This window comes from Saccharopolyspora gloriosae (genome assembly GCF_022828475.1).
Lineage (GTDB): Bacteria > Actinomycetota > Actinomycetes > Mycobacteriales > Pseudonocardiaceae > Saccharopolyspora_C > Saccharopolyspora_C gloriosae_A.
Genome location: NZ_CP059557.1, coordinates 3,917,593 through 3,938,479, shown reverse-complemented (window position 1 = coordinate 3,938,479; position 20,887 = coordinate 3,917,593). Strand labels below are relative to the sequence as shown.

Here is a 20,887-nt window from a genome sequence, read left to right as displayed (position 1 = left end):
GCGTGCCGGTGCCGGATACGGCCACCCAGCCTAGCCAATCAGCTCGGACGACTCGCAGATCCCGATCACCAGGTGCGACCTCGACCATCAACCCCGCCCACCACAGCCGACCGACACCCACCGGGCGAGCAAGATCGAACGGAGTGAACGGCCCGTTCGTCCCATCCCATTGGGCAAACGGTCCGCTCACTCCCGCCGACGGCTCCGGCCGAGCGGGGTGGGACGGAGTGAACGGCCTGTTCGTCCAATCCCATTGGGCAAACGGTCCGTTCACTCCAAAACCGAAGCGCGCCCGCGAGCCCCGTCGTCCCAGCACAGCTCACCGCGGACGCCGGGATGGAGTGAACGGACCGTTTGTCCGATCAGGTTGGTCGAACGGTCCGTTGACTTCGGCGGGCTTGTGGAGTGAGCGGACCGTTCGTCCAGTCTTGTTGGTCGAACGGTCCGTTGACTCCGAAGGCCTGTCGAGTGAGCGGACCGTTTGCCCAACTAGATGGGACGAACGGTCCGTTCACTCGTTTCCGAGTGTGGACATCGTTCGCCGGAGCGTTGGCGGAGTGAGCGGACCGTTTGCCCAACCAGATGGGACGAACGGTCCGTTCACTTCACCGGATCTTCGGGCGTGGTGGGGCGTGGGGGCGGTATAAGGGGCGTATGCCTGCTGTCGGTACCACCGCTGTGGTGTTCCCGGTGCCCGGAGCCGATGCGTTGCTGCGCGCGGTCGCCGAACGGTTCCCCGGTGCGGTGCGCACCGGGTTTCCCGCGCACATCACGGTCCTCTACCCGTTCCTGCAGATGTCCGATGTGGACGATGAGGTGGTCGCGGAACTGGCCGCGATGGTCGCCCGCCGCCACCCGCTGCGGGTCGAGTTCGCCGTGGCCGACGAGCCGCGACACCTCGACGAGGGGTTCGTGGCACTGCGCCCGGAACCGGACGCAGCGCTGCGGGAACTCACCGCCGAGCTCTGCGCCCGCTGGGGCCTGCTGCCCTATGGCGGCGCTTACGGCGAGGCGGAACCACACGTCACCGTCGCGCTCGACGTCACCCCGCCGCAGGCCCGCGCCATCGCCGAGCGGGCGGCGGGCGATCTCCCGCCGCCCGCCGATCTCGACGAAGCGTGGCTGGTCGTGTTCGACGATGCCTGGTCGCTACGCGCCCGGCTGCCGTTGCGCGGTACGGCTCAGTAGATCCCGTCCTCGCCGTTGGCCGTGCGCAAGGTGCGCATGGCTTCGGCCAGTGCTTCGGATCGGTCCAGCCCCAGTGGTGCGAGCACGCGGCGGCGCAGAATTTCGGCGCACGCTTCCCGGGCTCGTTCGGCCACGTCCTTGCCGTGTTCGGTGAGCACGGCGTAGGTGACGCGCCGGTCGGTGTCGCAGGGTTCGCGAACGATGAGGTCGGCGGCGGCGAGCCGGTCGGCGACCTTGGTGAATCCGCCGCTGCTGAGCGCGGCTTCGCGGGCGAGCCGGGTCATCGGCATCTTGTGCTCGGGGGAGCGCACCAGGCGAAGCAGGATGTCGAAGGAGCCGGGGGCGAGTCCGAAGCGGTCGGCGATCTCGGCCATCAGGCGTTCCTGCGTGAGGTGGTAACCCTCGATGACCAGTCCCCACCAGGTGACGATCTCGTCGTCGTCGGTCGCGGGGTCCGGCCGGTTCTGTGGCTCTGCCGCGCCGGTTCCTCCTGCTTGGCCTGCTGCGGTCTCGGTCGCGCGGACCGTGTTCGTGGCGCTGCCGCCGCTCACCTGATCTCCCCTCGAATCGTCCGTTCGCGGTATCCAGTCTACCTTCCGCATGTCTCGTGCGGAAATATCTTGCATGGAAGACAAAATTCTCCTACGCTTCGTGCTGCGGAGCCGCGAGGCTCCCGATCGAGAAGTCGGCCGGGTCTGGCGCCCGGCATCGTCAAGGAGTGGATCATGACCGACCCAGTCAAGCTCAGCGTCATCTACTACTCGTCGACCGGGACGATCACTGAGATCGCGAACGCGCTGGTCGCGGAGGCGGAGAACGCCGGCGCCGAGGTGCGCCTGCGCAAGGCGCCCGAGCTTGCTCCCGATGCGGCGATCGACGCGAACCCGGCGTGGCGCGCGAACCTCGAGGCCACCAAGTCGGTGCAGGACGTTGCGGCCGAGGACATCGTCTGGGCCGACGCGGTGATCTTCGGTTCGCCGACCCGCTACGGCAACATCGCCGCGCAGCTCAAGCAGTTCATCGACACCCTCGGTGGCGAGTGGCAGCAGGGTCTGCTGGCCGACAAGGTCTACAGCGGCTTCACCTCCAGCGCCACCAAGCACGGTGGCCAGGAGTCCACGCTGTTGGCGCTGTACAACACCATCCACCACTTCGGCGGCATCATCGTGAGCCCCGGTTACACGGACGGCTCCAAGTTCGTCGACGGCAACCCGTACGGCACGAGCCACGTCGACGCTCAGGGGCAGCTCAAGGTCGATGACGAGACGCGCACCGCAGCCGGCGTGCAGGCGCAGCGGGTGGTCAAGATCGCCCGGCAGTTGAAGAACGGCGCGTGAGCGTTCCTTGATCGCCGGTGGGCGGGCCGCATCCCCGTCTCTCCGGCACCTTTCCGCCCAGCTCGTTTCGGTGGCCGTGCGGGCGGCGGAAGTTCGGCGATCTTCCCGCCGAGGAGAACCGTCTTCGGGGGTTCCGCGGCGGAGCGTTCCGGCGGGAAGGTCGCTGAGCGCTCGTGCTCGCGGACCGGTGACGGTGATCCTCGGTCGTCGGGACGAGGCCGGTCGTGCGCCCGGCACGGGTCAGCCGCGGGCGAGTTTCCTTCCAGACATGGAGTTTTTTGATGAGCATCGCGACCAGCGGGCTGCACCACGTCACTGCGATCGCGGGCGACCCGCAGCGGAACGCGGACTTCTACCTGCGGACGCTCGGCCTGCGCCTGGTCAAGACGACGGTGAACTTCGACGATCCGGGCACCTACCACCTCTACTACGGTGACGAGGCCGGACGGCCGGGCTCGCTGCTGACGTTCTTCCCGTGGAAGGGAGCGCCGAGCGGGCGTCACGGCACCGGCCAGGCCACCACCACCTCGTTCTCCGTCCCGGAGGCGTCGATCGGCTGGTGGAAGCAGCACCTCACCGCGCAGGGCGTCGAGGTCGGGCAGGTGCAGAACCGCGACGGCGAGGACGCGTTGCACTTCCGGGACCCGGACGGCCTGGCGCTGTCGCTGGTCGCGCACCCGCAGGGCGATCCGAGGGCGCCGTGGGACAACGGCATCGTTCCCGCCGAGCACGGGGTGCGGGGGCTGCACTCGGTCACGTTGTCGGTCACCGCCGAGGAGGCCACTGCCGCGATGTTCGACGGTCTCGGGCTGTCGTTCGCCGCCCAGGACGGCAACCGGTTCCGGTTCGCCGCGGGCGAGGGCGGCCCCGGTGCGTTCGTCGACGTGCTGGTCACCCCGGACGTTCCGCAGGGGCTGGTGGCCGCGGGCGCGGTGCACCACGTGGCGTGGCGGGCTCCGGACGAGGGGACGCAGGCGACGTGGCGGGAGGAACTGGCAGGCTCCGGCGTCAACGTGACGTCCATTCTGGACCGCCAGTACTTCCGGTCGATCTACTTCCGCGAGCCGGGCGGGACCCTGTTGGAGATCGCCACCGACGAGCCCGGTTTCACCGCGGACGAGCCGCTGTTGGAACTCGGCCGCGCGTTGAAACTGCCTCCGTGGCTGGAACCGAACCGCGCCGAGATCGACCGGATGCTGCCGAAGCTGAACCTGCCAGCCGAGAACAATCCGGGGGCCGAAGCATGAGCGAGTTGTCGCTTGCCCACGACCACGTCGAGGGCGCGGCGGACGCGCCGGTCCTGTTGCTGTTGCACGGCACCGGTGGTTCGCCGACGGACCTGCGCGGCGTCGCCGATCAGCTCAGCCCGCGATCTCCGGTGCTGGCGCCGGCCGGTCCGGTCTCGGAAGGTGGTGCGGCTCGCTGGTTCAGGCGGCTGGCCGAGGGCGTGTTCGACACCGATGACGTGGTGGCCCGCACCCACCAGCTCGCGGACTTCATCACGGAAGCCACCGACGCTTACGGCCTGCGGGGCAGGCGGCTGGTCGCGGTCGGTTTCTCCAACGGCGCCAACATCGCCGCCGCGTTGACGCTGCTGCGTCCGGACGTGTTGCGGGAAGCGGTGCTGTTCGCCTCGATGCTGCCGGTTCCGGAACCGCCGCAGCAGGACTTGGCGGGCACGCGGGTGTTCCTCGGCAACGGCGAGGCCGATCCGATGGCCCCGACCTCGGCGGCGAACGCCCTGGTCGAGGCACTGCGAGCCCGCGGCGCGGAGGTCACCGAGCAGTGGCATCCCGGCGGGCACCAGATCACTTCGCCCGGCGTGCGCGCAGCCGCCGAGTGGATCTCCCGACGCTGCTGACAGTGGTCGGGGAGGGAGGAACGGGCCGTTCGCCGGGTGGGGTGAGCGGCCCGTTCCGCGTCGCGGCAGCGGCGGTGCCGGGCCTGCCCGATCACGGCTGCCGGCCGAGAGGCGTGTAGGTCAACGAGGACGAGACATCGCAGCGCGTGTTCTCCCCGGTTCCCTCGCACTGCGCCCCGGTAGACGGTCCTTCGGGCGAGCCGGAGCGCGAGGAGATCTTGGTGTCCCCGTGCCCGGTTCCGGCGGAGCCGATTTCCGTCTGCTCCGGCGGCGGTGGCGCCGGAGCAGACGGGACGACCGCGGGCGCGACTTCCGTGCGCTGATCGGGCGCGGGCGCGTCGGACAAGCAGAACGCGAGCAGTGCGGCGGCGATCGGTGCGCCGAACACGCTCATGCGGTGCGTCCGGCCAGTGCTCCAGGGCCGCCCGATCGTCACGTTCCCGTGCACCGCCCCGACCTGCACGGTGTGCTCGCTGGTTCCGGAGACGACGTTGTGCGTCCTGTTCGGAATCTCCTCGCTCATGGATCCCCCAATCCGGGCGACATCGCGTGAGCAGAAGATTAGCCCGCCGAGCGGTTGTGCGGGGAATTGATCGCGCGGATTCCTGAGCGGCACTCGCGCCCGGGACGTGGATTATGCCGATCTGTAATGCCGCACTCTCTCCGCGCCGCTCGCCGCACGATTCCGCGCGCTGGGCGATCAACCGTCCAGAATCGGAACTCTCCTTCCTCGTGGCTGGTGCCGTAAATGGGGAATCCCGCACCCGTGCGGGCGGGTGCGGGATTCCCGTCCCTCCCTCGCGCGGCCGGAGTCGGGGAGTGCCGCGGCGTTCAGGAGGTCTGCGCGGACCCGGTGCTCCGGATCCGAGTTCGGGGCGCTGATTCAGGCGGCGCGGGGACGTATGAGGTCGACCGCGGGCCAGATCACCGGCGGTGCGTCGCGCCCGTCGTGGGCGGTGAGGCAGTCGTGGCACAGCGAGATCAGCGCAGGGGCAGCGGCTCGAACGAGCTCCAGCGGGCCTCGGACGTAGCCGCCGCAGGCTCGCGGCAGGGCGCCTCCAGCACACCGCAGGACACGATGCCATCGGTGCTCACCAGGCCCGCGAGCCCAGGGCTCGAACCGAGATCGCTCCGGTCGCGCGAGGTCCGCCGCGCGCAGGCGAGGAGACTCTCCGCCACACATGATCCGCAGGTGCTCCTGGGCGGAATCGCCTGAGCCGCCGCAACAACGACACCGCACAGCGTTCGTCCGCTGCTCAGCTCCGCCACGTGCGTCAGGCCGGTCGCATCGACCGCGAAACCCTCGATCATCCATGATCGCCCCCTCCACGCTTCTCGTTGCACAGCACCGAGTTGCAGTCGAGGCAGCTGGGCGCCACGACCCACTCGGTTTCGTCGGTGGCTCCGGACAGCGTCACGTCCACACCGCACACCGAGCTCGCCTCGGTCTTCCCGTCCCACCGCCAACCCCGGAACGCATGCCTGCGCCCATCACTCGCCGGGCGCCAGTAGTGGCGCTTTGACGGCCCGATAGCTTGATTCGTCAAGTTGCCCCCGTTGTACTGTCGAAGTCTAATGTTGACGCGTCAGACATTATTGGTTGACGCGTCAGCGCGTCCATCGCTCAATCGGAGGATGATCAGTGTCCGTTGCGCCCACCGCTAGGCGTAGGCAGCTCGGGTCGTGGCTGCGGAATCTTCGGGAAATGAAGGAACTTTCTCCGCGTGACGCCGCTGAGTTGATCGGCTACTCCGAGTCGAAGATCAGGCACCAGGAAAAGGGCAGATCGGTCGTCAAGGCAGATGAACTCCGACGGCTGCTGGACATCTACGAGGCATCGACCGAGGTGCGCGAGCAGCTCGAAGCGCTTCGGCCGGAGGCGTCTCACCGCGGGTGGTGGGAAAGCTATCGGCTTCCCACCTGGGCGGCTCCGTTCATCGCGTTCGAGTCCGAAGCGCGCGAGATGCTCACCTTCGAACCGACGCTCGTTCCAGGCCTGCTTCAGACCAAGGAATACGCGTACGAGATTCACCGCGCTGGTCGTTACCTGACCAATCCGCCGGACATCGACGCGAGAGTCAACGCTCGAATGGAACGACAGCGGCGTTTGGCGGAGTCCACGCCACTCGAGCTTCGAGCCGTGGTGACGGAAGAGGTGCTGCGTCGGCCCGTCGGCGGTCTCTCAGTGATGCGGGACCAGCTCGCCCACCTCGTGTCGATGGCGAACCAGCAGAACGTCCTCTTGCAGGTGCTGCCGCTGAGTGCTGGCGCCTACGCCTGCCAGAGCGGATCGCTCACCATTCTCCGGTTCGACGAAGGAGAAGACGTCGCCTTCCTCGAGTCGCCACTCGGCGGTCACGTGGTCGATGAACGTTCAGAGGTGGACGCGTGCCGGTACTTGTTTGACGAGGTTCGCGCTTCGTCCATGTCCACTGCTCAGTCCATCGACCTTGTTCGTAGCATCGCTGAGGACATCGCGTTGCAGGAACAGGAGAAGCCATGATGGATCAAGGTTCGCCCGAGTGGCGTAAGAGCAGCCGATCTCAGAGCGGAGGTAATTGCGTTGAAGTGGCGGTGAACTTACCCAGGCGGGCGTTGTTGCGGGACAGCAAGCTGGGTGCTGGGTCGCCGGTTCTGGCGACTTCGCCGGATGCCTTCGGAGCCTTCCTCGCTGCGGTCAAGGCTGGTCGTTTCGATCGTTGACCTGGGCCGGTTCGCATCCCGTCCCGGTGGTGGGCGGGGCGGCCGTGTGTAGGGTTTCGCGGGGCGTTGCCGCGTTCGCCCCGGAAAGCGAGGAGTGTCCTGATGAGTACCCGGAGCATGACGTTGTTCCTGATCAGGACGCTCGTGTGCCTCGCCGTGGTGGTGGGTGCGGCCATCTACATCGGCTGGTCCTGGCCCGTCGGGATCGCCGTGGGCCTCATCGCCCTCGCCGCCGTCGCGCAGGGCGGCGTCATCCTCTGGCAACGCAGGAAGAACAACTCCCAGCAGTGACGCGGCCGCCGGGTCAGCTCAGTGCGGCACAGTTGGTGGCCTGCGGGTCGGTCGCGGCGGCGGGGTCCAACCGGATGTCCGAGAAGGTGATGTCCATGCGTTTCTGGGAGAACACCACGAACGGGGTGTTGACCTTGCCCGGTTCCAGCTTCGACGTCAGTTCGTGGGACGGGACGCCGCCCGGGCGCTCCTCGCCTTCGGTGAAGCACTCCAGCGGGATCTTGACGGTGGTGTGCTTCTCCAGCGGCAGGTCGCGGAAGAGCTCGGTAGCGGGGAGTTCGACCCCGCACGGGTAGTCGCAGTGGATCGCGACTCCGGCGTAACCGGCCGGCGGGGCGTGCAGCACCGCGTCGAAGACGAGTGCGCCGTCGGCCAGGTAGGGCGCGAGGTCGAGCGGGGGCGCGTCCTCCTTGGTCTGCATGTAGACCTGGGCGGGCAGCGCGTTGTTCCAGGCGACCCGGAGACCGTCGGGCGTCGAGTTGACCTGAGGTCCTTGAGCCAATCCGTCCGTGAAGGACTCGCCGCGCCAATCGTTGAGCTTGGAAGCGCCGAAACCGGAGAACTCGTCGGCGATCCCCTTGTCGTAGATGACCCGTGGGGCGGCCGCCGCGGCGGGCAGGTCCTGCGGGGCGCCGCCGACGGTAGTGATGAACGAGGTGACGGCGACGCCCACGAGCAAGACGGCCGCCGCGGCGATTCCGGGCACCAGCCATTTCCGGGGGAACTTCGATGGCCGCGCGGTGTTCGTCGTCGCTCCGGCGGCCGCGTCGATCGGGATCGAGGTCGGCGCCGCCGGGCGAGGTCGCGTGGACACCTGGGCGGCGCCGAGCGCGACGGTGTACTTCGGGTGCAGCGAACCGCGGACGGGCTTGTCGAATTCCTGCGCGATCAGCTGGCCGATGAGCGGGACGCGGGAGGAACCGCCTGCCAGCAGCACAGCGGAGAGGTCGTCGGCGCGGAGTCCGGCGGAGGCCGTGGTGCGGTGCAGCGCTTCGATGGTCCGGCGCACCTGCGGTGTGATCATCTCGTTGAACTCGCGCCGCGTGATGGTGACCTCGCGCGGCCCGGTGGGCAGCGGGACCCTCAGCCGCACGTCGGGTTCGGTGGACAGCTCTTCCTTGGCGTGCAAGCACATCGTCTGGATCGTGGCGCGCGCGACCGCGCCCTCCGGGTCGGACGGGTCGAGCTCGCTGATGGCTCCGTCCAGCCGCTGGTCGAGGTGAGCGCAGATCGCGTCGTCGAAGTCGGTGCCGCCGAGGTACTCGATCCCCTCGGGCGTGCCGAGGATTTCCATCCGCCCGGCGCGCATGCGCAGGATGGTGGTGTCGAAGGTGCCGCCGCCGAGATCGTAGACGGCGATGACCTCGCCGTCGCCGAGGCGGCGTTCGGTGGAGTAGTGGGTGGCGGCGGCTTCGGGCTCGGTGAGGAGCCGGAAGTCCCGGACGTGCGCGAGCCGGGGGACTTCGGCGAAGTGCTCGCGCCGGTACGGCCCCCACATCGCCGGGTAGGTGAGCACAACGGATTCCGGTGGTCCGCCGACGAGCCGGGTCGTGGTGGCGAGCACGTCGCTCAGCTGCGCGGCCATCAACGCGGCGGGGGAGTAACCGGTTCCGCCCAGGAACAACGGCGTCGGGTCGCCCAAACGGCGCTTGAAGTTCCGGGCCACGTTCCTCGGATCCGCGCCCGGGTGCAGGGCGGCGTCGCCGGTCAGCAACGGCCCGTCGGGGGCGCGGCAGGCCACCGAGGGCACGATCACGGTGGGCGACATCGACACCATCCGGGTGCCGCCCGGCATGCTCAGCGCCGCAGAGGTGAACGAGGTTCCGAGATCGATTCCGACGCCGTAACGCACTGCGCGAGCCCCCTTGAGGTCTCCGAAACCGCGGATCATGAACGGGTGTGATCAACAATAGCCGCGGTGCGATGCCGAGGACATCCCTGGACCGGTAGGTCTGCGGAGGTCCACGGCAGGCGTGCACGTGCTGAGCAGCGGAGTTCGTCGGCGCGGCGGCATTTCCGGGCGGTGCGACGCGGATGACCGCCGCCGTAGGCGGTGCGTTGTTCCGGAAACCGGGCCTACCGCCCGATCAGGCGGTGCACTAGCGTCGCGGATCCGGGACACCGCGGGGTGGTTGGGCATTGTGACCGAAATGGATCGTGTGCGCGGCGAAGTTCGCGTTCAGGGGCCTCGCGCGGCGCTGGCAGAGCTGGCGGCGACGTTGCCCCGCTCGGTCCGGTTCGACGGTGAACTCGGTCGTCGCACGACGTGGGAAGTCGAATCCGGCTTCTACGACGCGGTCGCCGCCGTGCTGCACTTGTTGGCAGGAGCGGAAGCGGAGTCCGAACCGGCGGTCACCGTGGAATTCGGGCGCGACGAGGCGATGCGCGCCCGGGTGCTGGCCACGGCCGGGCCGCGTTCGGCGAGTTACCTGCGCGCGGCGCTCGGCAAGGATGCCGAACGGATCGTTGCGATGGGCGGCGCGATGGACTGCGCCGTGGTCGAGGGCACCGCGATCGTCACCGTGTCACTCGTGGACCGGACGGTGCCGCTGCACCGAAGGCACGGCGGTGCGTTCGAACACCGGGTGCTGGACTTGGTCCGGCAGGGATGGCGCGCGGTCGGTGACGGAGCGGACCGGCACCGCTGGGACGCCGTTGCGGCGCGGGCGGTGCTGCCGCCGCGGCTGGCCGTGGTGACCGACCTGCCGGTGGACTCCGATGTGGTGTCCGGCGCGTCGGAGATCGGGGTCGACGTGGTCGTCGTGGACGGTCCCGCGGACGAGGCGCTGGCGGAGCGCTTCCTCAGCGACGACGGCCCGCACGGATCGATCGACGTGGTGTTCTCCCGCATCCCGCCGTCCGCCGCGTTCCTGGCCGCGCTCCGTCGAAGCAGGCAGCGCGTGGAGGTGAGCCGGCTCGACGACCTCGACCGGGCGGCGCGTGAACTGGCGGCCCGGGCACCGGTGATCGCTGCTCGACGCGCGCTCGTCTCGGTGCGCGGCCTGATGTCCGGACTGCCCGAGGAGCACCCGTTGAGGTGGGCGGTGGACCGGCTGGCAACCGAGGCGCACGAGATCACCGAACTGGACCGGCTCGACGAACTGCTGACCGGGGACGTCCGGCTGCCCAACGATGTCGGCGAGCGGGCCGCCCGACTGCTCGGCGCGCACGGTACCGATCCGCGCACCCGGCTCGGCTTGGACGTCGCGGCGGACGAGGAGCAGGTGCGCGCCGCAGCGCAGCGGGAGGTGCTGCGCTGGCGAGCGCAGGCCGGGGCCGCGGGCCTCGGCGGGCGGAACGCCGTGCTGTACGAGGTCCTGGTGCGGACCGCGGAGGGACTTCTCAGCTCGGCACGTGACCGCTGACCGCGACGGCCGCTTCGACGGCTTCTTCGCGGCGTCGCACGGCCCGCAGGATGAGCACGCCCGGGACGTGTGTCCATAGTGGACGATATTGACGCCTGCCGGTGGCCGGTGACTTCGGCTCGGTGGAGCCGTTACGGGCCGTTCGGTTCCCGGGAACGGGCGGCAGGGCCGCTCCCGCCGGTTCGGCGAGCGTCGCGACCGCGGACACCGGCGCTGCGGTAGGTGCAGCGGTGGCCACGCGGCGGCCAATCATGCTCGAGTGAGGTTATAACCTCGCAGTGTCGGTGCCTCGATAACGCGACCGTTCGGGGCTCCGGGTGCTGCCCGTGGGTGCCGCGTTGTGTGTTGTCTACGTCACCAACAGTGCATACGGGTACTTCGGTGAACTCGGCGACCCCGATGTGCGAGGCTATAAACAACGGAAAGGCGGGGCATGGACGAAGCAGTGGCTGATGCGCGACCACCTCAACGTCGCCCTCGGAGTCCGGGCCTACCGGCCACCGCGGATCTGGGAGTGATCACGTCGTGAAGTTCGATCGGCGGATCTCCGTCCTGCTGATGCACGCGGTGTTGACGCAGGTCGTCACGTTCGTGCTTCGTCCGGCCACGACCTACCGCGCGCTGGAGCTCGACGTGCCCGCGTCCTGGCTGGGAGTGCTCTCCGGCAGCTTCGCGCTGGTCCCGCTGGTGCTGGCGTTGCCCGCCGGGCACATCGTGGATCGGCTGGGCGAGCGACGCGTCATGATCGCCGGTGGAGCGCTGCTGTGCGCGTCAGGCGCGTGCTTCCTGCTGCTCGGCGACTCGGTGCTGGGCCTGGTCGCGGGCAACGTGCTGCTGGGCACGGGACATCTGTGCTCGGTCATCGGCCAGCAGGCACTGGTCGCGAACATGACGTCCTCGGCCCGGCTGGACGCCGCGTTCGGCTACTACACGTTCGCCGCCTCCCTAGGACAGGCGGCGGGGCCGCTGATGATCGTCGTGTTCGGCGGGGCGCAGGCCATCCCGGACACCACGCCGATCTTCTGGGGCGCCACCGCGCTCGCGGCGGCGCTGCTCGTGTGTTCCTTCGGCATCACCAGCGGCACACCATCGTCGGGATCCGCGCCGAAGGGCTCCCCAGGAGTGCGGGAACTGTTGCGGCTGCCCGGCTTGATCCCGGCGCTGTGCACGAGCTGCGTGGTCTTGGCGGCGGTCGACCTGTCCTTGGTCTACCTGCCCGCGCTCGGGGCGGAACGCGAGATCGCCTCCGGAGTGGTCGGTGGGCTGCTGGGCCTGCGGGCGGTGGCGTCGATGGTGTCGCGGTTCTTCCTCGGGCGGAGCACGCGGTTGCTCGGTCGCCGTCGGCTGCTGGTCCTGAGCCTCACCGCCTCGGCGGTCGGACTCGCCCTCACAGCGGCCCCGGTGCCGATCTGGGCGCTCGCGGTCGCCGTGCTCGTCGCGGGGCTCGGGCTCGGCGTGGGACAGCCGTTGACGATGTCGTGGCTGGCGGAGTCGGCCCCGCCGGGACTTCGCGGGCGCGCGATGTCGTTGCGCCTCACCGGAAACCGTGCCGGTCAGGTCGTGCTGCCCGGCGCGGTGGGGCTGGTGGCAAGCGGAGTCGGCGCGGCCGGAGTGCTGCTCGCCACCGCCATCGGCCTCGCGAGCACCGCATTCCTCGCCCGCAGCCTCCCGCTCGACGGCGCATCCGCGGAGAACGAGCCGAGGTGAACGGACCGTTCGTCCAGTTCTCTTGGGCGAACGGTCCGTTCACTCAGAACAGGCACCCGGACCGAGACGACGTGAGCGGAGTCAACGGACCGTTCGTCCAACGGGATTGGGCGAACGGTCCGTTCACTCCGTTCCGGGGTCCGTGGGCGAGTGGTCTGTGGAGGTGAGCGGACTGTTCGTCCCATCTAGTTGGACGAACGGTCCGTTCACTCCGATCAGCTACCAGAGCCCGCGCGTCCCGGCGCCCGGCGCGCAGCAGCGGGTTCTGAATGAACGGACCGTTTGCCCAACCTCCTTGGGCGAACGGTCCGTTCACTCCGCTCCGGATCCCGTGGGTGAGCGGTCTGTGGAGGTGAACGGACTGTTCGTCCCATCTAGTTGGACGAACGGTCCGTTCACCCATGTCGATCTGGGCCGCCCAGCCGCTGCGGAGGCTCCGGTTTCGAGTCAACGGACCGTTCGACCAATCTCCTTGGACGAACGGGCCGTTCACTCGGGTGCTCCTTCGCCTCCGCGACGACGTCCGGACGTGTGCGGCTCGAAGAGCTCACCCCGACCGGGCCTGAGCGGGGTGGGCGTTGGGCCGAAGGTTGGCGGCTGGGGGCGTTTCGTTGACAGCGCGGTGGAAGCGCGGTGATCGTAGAAGCCGTTCCCGCCCAGCGCCGGGCGGCCGGCTAGGGAGCTGTGATGAGCGGATTTCGGGGCCGAGTGCTCGGTGCGCTGATCGGTCTGTTGCTGTGCGTCCCGGTCGTACCTGCCGCCGCCGCGCCGCCGGACGAGGAGGCGGGCGGTCGCGGCGCGGCGGCCGCGACGGCGCTGATGACGCGCTACCGCGAGGACACCGGGCTGTTCGACACCGGCAGCTGGTGGACCTCCGCGAACGCCCTCACCGCGTTGATCGGCAACATGCGCGTCACGGGGCTGCGCGACCACGAGTACGCGATCGCCCGCACCTACGACCTCAACAAAGACGCCCAGGGTGGGAACTTCACCAACGAATACCTCGACGACACGGGCTGGTGGGGGTTGGCGTGGATCGCCGCCTACGACCTCACCGGTGACGGCCGCTACCTGGACACCGCTCGCGCCGACGCCGAGCACATGGCCGCGCACTGGACGTCCGAATGCGGCGGGGGAGTGCTGTGGAACCAGCACAAGACCTACAAGAACGCCATCACGAACGAGCTGTACCTGTGGCTGAACTCCGCGCTGCACAACAGGATTCCGGGCGATTCGACCCATTTGCAGCGGGCTCGGGACGAGTGGGCGTGGTTCAACGCCAGCGGAATGATCAACTCGGACGGCCTGGTCAACGACGGGCTCACCGAGGGCTGTGCGAACAACGGCGACACCACCTGGACCTACAACCAGGGCGTGCTGCTGGGCGGTCTCGCCGAACTGCACCGCGCGACCGGTGAGCAGGAGCTGCTGGATCGGGCCGGCTCATTGGCCGAGGCGTCGACCGGATCGGATCACCTGAATCCGGACGGAATTCTGCGCGAACCCGTCGAAGCCGACGACTGCTTCGGCGACGGAGCCTCGTTCAAGGGCGCCTACGTGCGCGGACTCGGCGCGCTCAACGAAGCGCTCGCCGACCGTCCCCACACCGACTACCTGGCGCGGCAGGCCGACGCCGCGTACGCGAACGACCGCGATGAACTCGACGATTACGGCCCGCACTGGAACGGACCGTGGGTGGCTCCGGGCGAAGGGCACGGTTGCCAGCACAGCGCTCTCGACCTGCTCAACGCCGCCCCGCAGGGGTGAGCGATCCGTCGGCACGTTCAACCGAACGGAGCTGTGCGGGGAGTGGAAGATCGAGTTGAATCATCACCGGTGCACGCCTCGGTGTCAGCTGCTTCCGTTGGTGCCGTCTTGGTGGGGCGATCGGCAAAACCCGTATTCATGCGGGTATCCGGGACGAGTCGTTCACTACGGTGACGACTGATCCGAGCCGTTCATTCGGAGGCTCTGATCGAAGAGGTCGGGTGGTCGTCGAAATCGGCACCGACATCGTCCCTTCTTGAAGGAGAATGATGGCCGCCACCACTGATTCTTCCGTGACTCGCGACGACCGGACGCTGCCCGAACGGGCCACCGCGCTGGGCGAACTGCTGCGCCGCAACGCCGCGCGAGCCGAGGAAGATCGTCGACTTCCCGCGGAGAACGTGCAGGCCTTGCAGCAGGCCGGGCTGTTCAAGATGCTGGTTCCGGCGAGGTACGGCGGAGAGCAGGCGGACTTCCGGACCTTCCTGCGCACCGTTGCCGAGATAGGCAGGGGATGCGGATCCAGCGCGTGGGTGATCACGTTGATCAACACCTGCCAGTGGATGGTCGGACTTCTCCCCGAACAGGCCCAGAAAGAGGTCTACGAGAACGCACCGGACGCCCGTGTGTGCGGCGTCATCGAACCCAGCGCGGCCAGCAGGGCGGTACCGGACGGGCAGGTCATTTCAGGAAAATGGGCATTCGCCTCCGGATGCCTGCACGCACAATGGGCGTTTCTGGGCTTTCCAGTGGTCAACGACGCCGGTGAACAGATCGACCAGGGATTGGCGCTCGTTCCCATGGAGGAACTCGACATCACCGACACCTGGTTCGTCGCCGGAATGCGCGGAACCGGCAGCAATACGCTGGTCGGCGACGAGATCTTCGTTCCCGACCACCGGATCCTGTTGCTGAGCGGTGCGCTGCACGGCGACTACCCGACCGAGCACAAGGACGAAACGCTGTACCGATCGGCGTTCTCGCCGGCCCTGGTCATCATCCTGGCGGCGCCGCTGGCCGGGCTCGCCCGCGGCGCGCTCGACGCGGTGACGGAATCGGTGCACAAGAGCAAGAAGATCTCGTACACCTTCTACGACGACACGAAGTACGCCCCGTCCACGCAGATTCAGCTGGCCGAGGCCGCGCAGCTCGTCGACACCGCGGAACTGCACCTCCTGCGCGCCGCCGAGGACATCGACACCTGGGCGGCCGCGGCCGAGTACATGCCCGCGTTCAACCGCACGCGGGTGCGCATGGACACCGGCTCGGTGGCCGTGCGCACCCGCGAAGCCCTCGATCTCCTGCTCAACATCGGTGGCGCGGGCAGTTTCGCCGAGAGCAATCCGCTGCAGCGGATCTGGCGTGACCAGGAGGTCGCCGGGCGCCATGCGGTGGTCAACCCGGCGATCGCGGCCGAGGTCTACGGCCGCGCCCTGCTGGGGATCGAGGACCAGGTCACGCCGCTGATCTGATCCTCAGCCGGTGGTGACGACGATGTCCCCGAGCACGGAGGAGTCGTCGCGTTCCAGGACCGACGCCGTCGCCAGCAGCCTGCCGTCCTCCTGCCAGATCCGGGTGCGGATCGTCTCGCCGGGGAACACGACTCCCGTGAAACGCGCGGCGTACGAGGACATCCGCGTCACGGCACCGTCGAGCGCCGTGTCGGCGATGGCCTTGCACACCACGCCGTAGGTGCACAGGCCGTGCAGGATCGGGCGGGGGAAACCGGCCGCCTCGGCGAACGCGGGATCGGCGTGCAAGGGGTTGCGGTCGCCGCAGAGCCGGTAGAGCAACGCCTGCTGCGGCCACGTGGGCGAGTCGGCGACGAAATCGGGCTCCCGGTCCGGCGTCTCGACCCGGGAGGACGAGCCGCGATGCCCGCCGAAACCGCCCTCACCGCGCGCGAAGATCGTCGAGCGCGCCGTGCACACCGGCCCGTCCTCGTCGGTCATCGCGGTCTCCTGCACGATCACCGCCGCTTTGCCCTTGTCCTGCACGTCCACGATCCGGGTCGTCGCGTGCGCGCGGCCCGCGGCGGGGAACGGGCGGTGCACGGTGATCTCCTGCCCGCCGTGCAGCACCTTGGCCAAGTCGACCTCGATGCCGGGGAAGGACAACGTCGGCGGCTCGAACTGGCGCAGGTTCGGCGCGAGCACGGCGAACGACGGCAGCACGTGCAGGTCCTGCTCGTAGGTGTAGCGCAGCTCGCGCGGATCGGTCGGCGGGTTCCCGGCACCGAGCGCCAAGTGGTAGAGCAGCACGTCGGACGAACTCCACTCGACGTCCTGGGCGGCCACGGTCGCCCCGATGGCGACTTCGGGATCGATGGGCATGCGGTTCCCTCACTCGTAGCTGACGTGGACTTCGTCGGTGACCGGCAGCGACTGGCAGGCCAGCACGATGCCGTCGTCGAGATCCTCCTGCTCCAGGATGTCATTGCGCACCATGCTCACCTCGCCGCCGCCGATGCGGCAGGCGCACGCGCTGCACGCGCCCTGCCTGCACGAATAGGGCGCGTCGATGCCGCGCTCCAGCAGCAGGTCGAGCAGGCGCTGCCGGCGTGGCCAGTCGAGCCGGTGCCGGGCGCCGTCGATGTCGACTTCGACCGTGGCGTCGCCTTCGCCGTCCGCCTCGGCGGGCGGTTGTTCGGTCCGCTCGAACGGGTTCTCCGCCAGCGACAGGAACCGTTCGATGTGCAGCCGGCTCCCGGCGAAGCCGAGCGGTGCGAGTGCGCCTGCGGCGACGTCCATGAACGCGCCCGGACCGCAGACGAACGCCTCGTGGTCCGCGAACGGCTCAGCCAGCGCCCGCAGCGATGCTCCGTCCGGCAGGCCCTGCACCGTTTCCAGCCAGTGCACGACCGTCAACCGCCCGGGATGCGCGGCGGCGAGTTCGCGCAGCGCTCCGGCGAAGATCACCGACTGCTCGTCCCGGTTCGCGTAGATCAGCACGATCCGCCCGTCGCCGCCCGCCAGCACCGAGCGCACGATAGACATGATCGGGGTGATCCCGCTGCCGCCCGCCAGCAGCAGGAACTTCCCGTCCAGCGACTTCGGCGTGAACCCGCCGTCGGGCGGCAGGACATCCACAATGGACCCAGCGGTCATGTTGTCGCACAACCAGTTCGACCCGTGACCACCGCGAACGCGCTTGATGGTGACTCGCGGCGCGGAGTCGGTGTGCGGCGAGCTCGACAGCGAGTAGCACCGGGCCACCGACCCGCCGTGCGCACCGGGAACGCGCAGCGTCAGGAATTGGCCGGGACGGTAGGAGAACTCGCCGTCGTCGGGCACGGCGAACACCAGCGAGATCGCGTCCGGTGACTCCTGGACCACCTCGTCGACTTTCAGCCGGTGCACGCCGGAATCGGAAGGTTGGGACATGAGCCCTCCTAGTCGTGCTCCCCGACCGCCGAGCGGGTTTCCCGCATCGCGTCGCCGATGCTCTCGTGCAGGTCGGGGCAGGTCTCCACGTGCGCGGTGCTGCCGCCGCGCACGTGCGCCGACAGCTCCGGGCACTGCTGCGCCGCCGCGCCCGTCCACTGGACGCTGGTGTGCGACGGGCTGTTCTTCTTCGCCAGCACGCACGCGCCGCACCGGGTGCACTCGACGGACCGCAGGCCCCCTTCGAGGTGTTCCCGGCGGTCCTCGGCGGTGCGTTCCCGCAGCCTCGCCCGCATTCCCGGGTCGTCGGCGAACGACGGCGCCTTGGCCCAGTCCGAGCCCGCCATGCTCACTGACCGCCCGCTCGGCGCGCGAGGTTGTCGGCGACCTCCTGCTCCCACGCGACGTTCGCGCGGGTGGTGTCCACCTCGAACTCGAACCGCCCCGTCATGTCCTCGGTCAGGTCGGCGACGTCCACGTAGAACTGTTCGTACCAGCGCCGCAACTGGTACACCGGCCCGTCCTCCTCGCACAGCAGCGGGTTGTCGATGCGCGTCTTGTTCCGCCAGATCTCGACGTCCTGGAGGAATCCGACACCGGTGTTCTTGGCGATCTTGCCCGCCATCTTGTCCGCCTGCTCGTCGGTGAGGCCGGGCAGCTTCTTGGCCAGCACTCCCCATTGCAGGACGAACGAGTTCTCGGTGACCGGGTAGTGGCAGTTGATCAGGATGGTCTCGATGGTCATGCCCTTGTGATCGTTCCACAGCCTGTCGATCATGTACGACGGCCCGTAGTAGGAGGCCTCGGAACGCCCGAAGTTCTCCTCACCCGCGTAGTTCGACTGCGAGCCGCCGACGTCCGGACGCCCCTTCGTGTTCAGGTACTGGGTGGCGATGTGCCCGTCGAAGACGTTCTTGAAGTACGTCGGGAACGCGTAGTGCACGTAGAAGAAGTGCGCCATGTCCACCACGTTGTCGACGATCTCCCGGCAGTGCGAACCCTGGATGAGCTCCGTGTCCCAGGTCCAGTTGCTCCACTCCGGCGAGTGGACCTCGGGCAGTTCGGGAATCACGATGTCCGGCGGCGGCGGGTTGCCCTCCGGGTCGTTCCACACGAACAGCTGCTTGTTGCGCTCCATGCACGTCCACGCCTTGGTGCGCGCCCGCAGCGGAATCCGCTTGGCGTAGGGAATCCCGGCGCAACGCCCATCGCCGGACCAGCGCCAGTCGTGAAACGGGCAGGCCACCGCGTCGCCCTTGATGCTGCCCTGGCTGAGATCTCCGCCCATGTGCCTGCAGTAGCCGTCCAGCACGTGCAGCTCGCCGCTGCCCGCTTGGAAGACCACGAGCTTCGTGCCGAAGGCTTCCACGGCGTGCGGTGAACCGTCCTTGAACGTCTCCGCGAGCCCCAGGCAGTGCCAGCCGCGGGCGAACCTGGTCGGCGGGGTTCCGACGTCGATGGTCCGCACCTCGCCGTCGCCGTTGTTCGACGCCTGCGTCATCGCTGCCTCCTCCGTTCGCCCCTGCCGGGGCTCGAAGCGTGTTTCGGTTCGGCTCCCGCCACGTCCGCCATGTGCTGCGCGGCCAGGTAACCGAAGGTCATCGCCGGTCCGAGGGTCGCTCCCGGCCCGGCGTAGGTGCGGCCCATGACGGCCGCGCTGGAGTTGCCCGCCGCGTAGAGGCCGGGAATCGGATCGCCGTCCTCCCGCAGCACTCGGGCGTGCACGTCGATGCGCAGGCCGCCCTTGGTGCCCAGGTCGCCGGGCACGATCTTCACCGCGTAGAACGGCGCGTCCGTGAGCGCCGCGAGACAGGGGTTGGGCCGGTTGAACGGGTCGCCGTAGTAGCGGTCGTAGGCGCTGCGGCCGCGCTGGAAGTCGGCGTCCTCGCCGGTGCGCGCGTGCTCGTTGAACCGGTCGACGGTCCCGCGCAGCTGCTGCGGTGGAACGCCGATCTCGTCCGCGAGCTCCTCCACGGTGTTCGCACGGCGGATCGCCCCGGCTTCGAACCAGCGCTTCGGGAACGGCTGGCGCGGTCCCAGGCCCGCGAACACGTACCGGTCCCGATAGCGCTGGTCGGCGATCAGCCAGGTCGGAATGTTGCGGGCCGGACCGTCGCCCGGCCCGTACATCGCGTGCACCGCGTCCACGTACGGGGCGGCCTCGTTGACGAACCGCCGTCCGTCGCCGTTGACCATGATGCAGCCGGGCAGCGTGCGTTCGGCGAGGCAGAACCACGGTCCGCCGGTCAGCGGAATCGACGGCCCCCACCAGGCGTCGTCCATCAGGTCCACCGCGGCGCCGAGGTCCTGGCCCGCGCGGATCGCGTCGCCGGTGTTGGCCACCGCGCCGACCGTCCAGCCGGTGCCGATCGGTTCGCGCTGGTGCTGCTTGCGCATGACCTCGTTGTGCTCGAATCCGCCCGCGGCGAGCACCACACCGCGCCGGGCGTGCAGCGTGACCGGCTCACCGTCTCGGCGCACCACGACCCCGGTGACGCGTCCCGCGTCGTCCTGGACGAGCTCGAGCAGTTCGGTGTTCAGCCACAACGGCACCCGCTGGTCGCGCAGCCCCAGCCGCAGCCCGGCCGCGAGCGCCTGCCCCGGACCAGCAGCCGCTTCCGGAGCAGGTTCGCGAACATCCAGCGCGCACCCACCCGGACGGCGCGCAGCACGCCGCGCGGATGGCGGGCGACCAGGTTGAGCCAGCGGAAATCGGCTTGGGTGACGGAGAAGTTGCGCGGTGCCTTGGTGAAATCGGGCTCCAGCCGGGAGAGTTCCTCGCCCAGCAGGCGCCCGTCCAGGGGCTTCGGTTCGATGGAACGCCCGCCGGACCGGCCCCCGGGCGCCTCCGGGTAGTAGTCGGAATATCCCGGCACCCAGCGCATCCGCAACGGGGTGGATTCGAGGACCGTCGAGAGCATCGCGGGGCCGTTGGCCAGGAACGCGCGCCGCAGCTCGGCGGGCGCGGTGTCGCCGATGATGTGGTCGAGGTAGGCGGCGGCCTGCTCGGCGGTGTCCGCGCGGCCGTTGCGGGCGAGCACCGCGTTGTTCGGCACCCACACGCCACCGCCGGACCGGGCCGTGGAACCGCCGAAGCGGCCGGCCTTCTCCACCACCACGGTGTCCAGGCCCGCCCGTGCGGCGGTGATCGCCGCGGTCATCCCGGCGGCTCCGCTGCCCACCACCACGACGTCGACCGGTGAGCCCGCCGGATCGGGAGTCGGGACGGATGCGCTCATGTCACCTCCATCGCTCTCAATACTGAAACAGGTTATAGTTTTATCC

22 protein-coding genes and 1 pseudogene are annotated in these 20,887 nt (G+C 69.1%); 12 read left to right on the top strand and 11 right to left on the bottom strand.

Features of this window, described 5'->3' with window-relative positions:
• Positions 1-654: 654 nt before the first annotated feature.
• Positions 655-1,188, top strand: a complete 534-nt coding sequence (locus tag H2Q94_RS16975) for a 2'-5' RNA ligase family protein (RefSeq protein WP_243788164.1) — start codon at positions 655-657, stop codon at positions 1,186-1,188.
• On the opposite strand, the gene H2Q94_RS16970 is transcribed toward H2Q94_RS16975, so the two are convergent.
• Positions 1,182-1,619, bottom strand: a complete 438-nt coding sequence (locus H2Q94_RS16970) for a MarR family winged helix-turn-helix transcriptional regulator (protein WP_243795756.1) — start codon at positions 1,617-1,619, stop codon at positions 1,182-1,184. The two genes, H2Q94_RS16975 and H2Q94_RS16970, sit on opposite strands and share 7 nt — an antisense overlap.
• A 294-nt stretch (positions 1,620-1,913) precedes the next feature.
• Here H2Q94_RS16970 and wrbA point away from each other — a divergent pair, with 294 nt between their 5' ends.
• The 3 genes from wrbA to H2Q94_RS16955 all read left to right on the top strand — a co-directional run bounded on the left by wrbA (position 1,914) and on the right by H2Q94_RS16955 (position 4,386).
• Positions 1,914-2,525: an NAD(P)H:quinone oxidoreductase gene (gene wrbA, locus H2Q94_RS16965; RefSeq protein WP_243788163.1), complete on the top strand. Its 612-nt coding sequence runs from the start codon at positions 1,914-1,916 to the stop codon at positions 2,523-2,525.
• A gap of 281 nt (positions 2,526-2,806) precedes the next feature.
• On the top strand, positions 2,807-3,772 hold the full coding sequence (locus tag H2Q94_RS16960) for a ring-cleaving dioxygenase (protein ID WP_243788162.1): 966 nt from the start codon (positions 2,807-2,809) through the stop codon (positions 3,770-3,772).
• Positions 3,769-4,386: an alpha/beta hydrolase gene (locus H2Q94_RS16955; protein ID WP_243788161.1), complete on the top strand. Its 618-nt coding sequence runs from the start codon at positions 3,769-3,771 to the stop codon at positions 4,384-4,386. The genes H2Q94_RS16960 and H2Q94_RS16955 overlap by 4 nt, the downstream gene beginning before the upstream one ends.
• Positions 4,387-4,477: 91 nt before the next feature.
• Here the strand turns inward: H2Q94_RS16955 and H2Q94_RS16950 are convergent, their stop codons facing one another.
• The 3 genes from H2Q94_RS16950 to H2Q94_RS16940 all read right to left on the bottom strand — a co-directional run bounded on the left by H2Q94_RS16950 (position 4,478) and on the right by H2Q94_RS16940 (position 5,933).
• Positions 4,478-4,909 (bottom strand): hypothetical protein, encoded by a 432-nt coding sequence (locus H2Q94_RS16950; RefSeq protein ID WP_243788160.1) that lies wholly within the window; start codon positions 4,907-4,909, stop codon positions 4,478-4,480.
• Positions 4,910-5,367: 458 nt separating this feature from the next.
• Entirely contained in the window at positions 5,368-5,697 is a 330-nt protein-coding gene (locus H2Q94_RS16945; protein WP_243788159.1) for a hypothetical protein, read from the bottom strand.
• A complete protein-coding gene (locus H2Q94_RS16940) occupies positions 5,694-5,933 on the bottom strand; it encodes an HC3 family zinc finger protein (RefSeq protein ID WP_243788158.1) in 240 nt (79 codons plus the stop codon). Before H2Q94_RS16940 ends, H2Q94_RS16945 begins: the two co-directional genes overlap by 4 nt.
• A 95-nt stretch (positions 5,934-6,028) precedes the next feature.
• Between H2Q94_RS16940 and H2Q94_RS16935 the strand changes: the two genes are divergently transcribed.
• From H2Q94_RS16935 to H2Q94_RS16925, 3 genes are all read left to right on the top strand, one after another.
• Positions 6,029-6,889 carry a helix-turn-helix domain-containing protein gene (locus H2Q94_RS16935; RefSeq protein WP_258718614.1) on the top strand — a complete coding sequence of 287 codons (861 nt, stop codon included), beginning with the start codon at positions 6,029-6,031 and terminating at the stop codon, positions 6,887-6,889.
• A complete protein-coding gene (locus H2Q94_RS16930) occupies positions 6,886-7,089 on the top strand; it encodes a DUF397 domain-containing protein (RefSeq protein ID WP_243788156.1) in 204 nt (67 codons plus the stop codon). Before H2Q94_RS16935 ends, H2Q94_RS16930 begins: the two co-directional genes overlap by 4 nt.
• Positions 7,090-7,191: 102 nt before the next feature.
• Positions 7,192-7,380 (top strand): hypothetical protein, encoded by a 189-nt coding sequence (locus H2Q94_RS16925; protein WP_243788155.1) that lies wholly within the window; start codon positions 7,192-7,194, stop codon positions 7,378-7,380.
• 13 nt (positions 7,381-7,393) lie between these two features.
• On the opposite strand, the gene H2Q94_RS16920 is transcribed toward H2Q94_RS16925, so the two are convergent.
• Positions 7,394-9,232 carry an Hsp70 family protein gene (locus H2Q94_RS16920; RefSeq protein WP_243788154.1) on the bottom strand — a complete coding sequence of 613 codons (1,839 nt, stop codon included), beginning with the start codon at positions 9,230-9,232 and terminating at the stop codon, positions 7,394-7,396.
• A 298-nt stretch (positions 9,233-9,530) separates the two neighbouring features.
• On the opposite strand from H2Q94_RS16920, the gene H2Q94_RS16915 reads away from it, so the two are divergent.
• The 5 genes from H2Q94_RS16915 to H2Q94_RS16895 all read left to right on the top strand — a co-directional run bounded on the left by H2Q94_RS16915 (position 9,531) and on the right by H2Q94_RS16895 (position 15,691).
• Entirely contained in the window at positions 9,531-10,745 is a 1,215-nt protein-coding gene (locus H2Q94_RS16915; protein ID WP_243788153.1) for a hypothetical protein, read from the top strand.
• 338 nt (positions 10,746-11,083) lie between these two features.
• A complete protein-coding gene (locus H2Q94_RS16910) occupies positions 11,084-11,263 on the top strand; it encodes a hypothetical protein (protein WP_243788152.1) in 180 nt (59 codons plus the stop codon).
• 7 nt (positions 11,264-11,270) lie between these two features.
• Entirely contained in the window at positions 11,271-12,452 is a 1,182-nt protein-coding gene (locus tag H2Q94_RS16905; RefSeq protein ID WP_243788151.1) for an MFS transporter, read from the top strand.
• A gap of 687 nt (positions 12,453-13,139) precedes the next feature.
• Positions 13,140-14,219: a glycoside hydrolase family 76 protein gene (locus H2Q94_RS16900; protein WP_243788150.1), complete on the top strand. Its 1,080-nt coding sequence runs from the start codon at positions 13,140-13,142 to the stop codon at positions 14,217-14,219.
• Between the two features lie 293 nt (positions 14,220-14,512).
• A complete protein-coding gene (locus H2Q94_RS16895) occupies positions 14,513-15,691 on the top strand; it encodes an acyl-CoA dehydrogenase family protein (protein ID WP_243788149.1) in 1,179 nt (392 codons plus the stop codon).
• 3 nt (positions 15,692-15,694) lie between these two features.
• Here the strand turns inward: H2Q94_RS16895 and H2Q94_RS16890 are convergent, their stop codons facing one another.
• The 6 genes and pseudogenes from H2Q94_RS16890 to H2Q94_RS30980 all read right to left on the bottom strand — a co-directional run.
• Complete coding sequence (locus H2Q94_RS16890; protein WP_243788148.1) at positions 15,695-16,552, bottom strand: MaoC/PaaZ C-terminal domain-containing protein; 858 nt, start codon at positions 16,550-16,552, stop codon at positions 15,695-15,697.
• A gap of 9 nt (positions 16,553-16,561) precedes the next feature.
• A complete protein-coding gene (locus H2Q94_RS16885; protein WP_243788147.1) occupies positions 16,562-17,602 on the bottom strand; it encodes a ferredoxin--NADP reductase in 1,041 nt (346 codons plus the stop codon).
• A gap of 8 nt (positions 17,603-17,610) precedes the next feature.
• Positions 17,611-17,949, bottom strand: a complete 339-nt coding sequence (locus H2Q94_RS16880; protein ID WP_243788146.1) for a hypothetical protein — start codon at positions 17,947-17,949, stop codon at positions 17,611-17,613.
• A 2-nt stretch (positions 17,950-17,951) separates the two neighbouring features.
• Entirely contained in the window at positions 17,952-19,103 is a 1,152-nt protein-coding gene (locus tag H2Q94_RS16875) for a 3-ketosteroid-9-alpha-monooxygenase, oxygenase component (RefSeq protein WP_243788144.1), read from the bottom strand.
• Positions 19,100-20,308 (bottom strand): FAD-binding protein, encoded by a 1,209-nt coding sequence (locus H2Q94_RS16870; protein ID WP_397545484.1) that lies wholly within the window; start codon positions 20,306-20,308, stop codon positions 19,100-19,102. The genes H2Q94_RS16875 and H2Q94_RS16870 overlap by 4 nt, the downstream gene beginning before the upstream one ends.
• Positions 20,309-20,445: 137 nt before the next feature.
• Positions 20,446-20,763 (bottom strand): annotated as a pseudogene (locus H2Q94_RS30980) (FAD-binding protein); the annotation flags it as partial.
• Between the last annotated feature and the right edge of the window lie 124 nt (positions 20,764-20,887).

Coding starts and splice junctions, on each gene's coding strand:
- H2Q94_RS16975 (WP_243788164.1), top strand. CDS start 655: ATGCCTGCTGTCGGTACCACCGCTGTGGTGTTCCCGGTGCCCGGAGCC.
- wrbA (WP_243788163.1), top strand. CDS start 1,914: ATGACCGACCCAGTCAAGCTCAGCGTCATCTACTACTCGTCGACCGGG.
- H2Q94_RS16960 (WP_243788162.1), top strand. CDS start 2,807: ATGAGCATCGCGACCAGCGGGCTGCACCACGTCACTGCGATCGCGGGC.
- H2Q94_RS16955 (WP_243788161.1), top strand. CDS start 3,769: ATGAGCGAGTTGTCGCTTGCCCACGACCACGTCGAGGGCGCGGCGGAC.
- H2Q94_RS16950 (WP_243788160.1), bottom strand. CDS start 4,909: ATGAGCGAGGAGATTCCGAACAGGACGCACAACGTCGTCTCCGGAACC.
- H2Q94_RS16945 (WP_243788159.1), bottom strand. CDS start 5,697: ATGATCGAGGGTTTCGCGGTCGATGCGACCGGCCTGACGCACGTGGCG.
- H2Q94_RS16930 (WP_243788156.1), top strand. CDS start 6,886: ATGATGGATCAAGGTTCGCCCGAGTGGCGTAAGAGCAGCCGATCTCAG.
- H2Q94_RS16925 (WP_243788155.1), top strand. CDS start 7,192: ATGAGTACCCGGAGCATGACGTTGTTCCTGATCAGGACGCTCGTGTGC.
- H2Q94_RS16915 (WP_243788153.1), top strand. CDS start 9,531: ATGGATCGTGTGCGCGGCGAAGTTCGCGTTCAGGGGCCTCGCGCGGCG.
- H2Q94_RS16900 (WP_243788150.1), top strand. CDS start 13,140: ATGAGCGGATTTCGGGGCCGAGTGCTCGGTGCGCTGATCGGTCTGTTG.
- H2Q94_RS16890 (WP_243788148.1), bottom strand. CDS start 16,552: ATGCCCATCGATCCCGAAGTCGCCATCGGGGCGACCGTGGCCGCCCAG.
- H2Q94_RS16885 (WP_243788147.1), bottom strand. CDS start 17,602: ATGTCCCAACCTTCCGATTCCGGCGTGCACCGGCTGAAAGTCGACGAG.
- H2Q94_RS16880 (WP_243788146.1), bottom strand. CDS start 17,949: ATGGCGGGCTCGGACTGGGCCAAGGCGCCGTCGTTCGCCGACGACCCG.
- H2Q94_RS16875 (WP_243788144.1), bottom strand. CDS start 19,103: ATGACGCAGGCGTCGAACAACGGCGACGGCGAGGTGCGGACCATCGAC.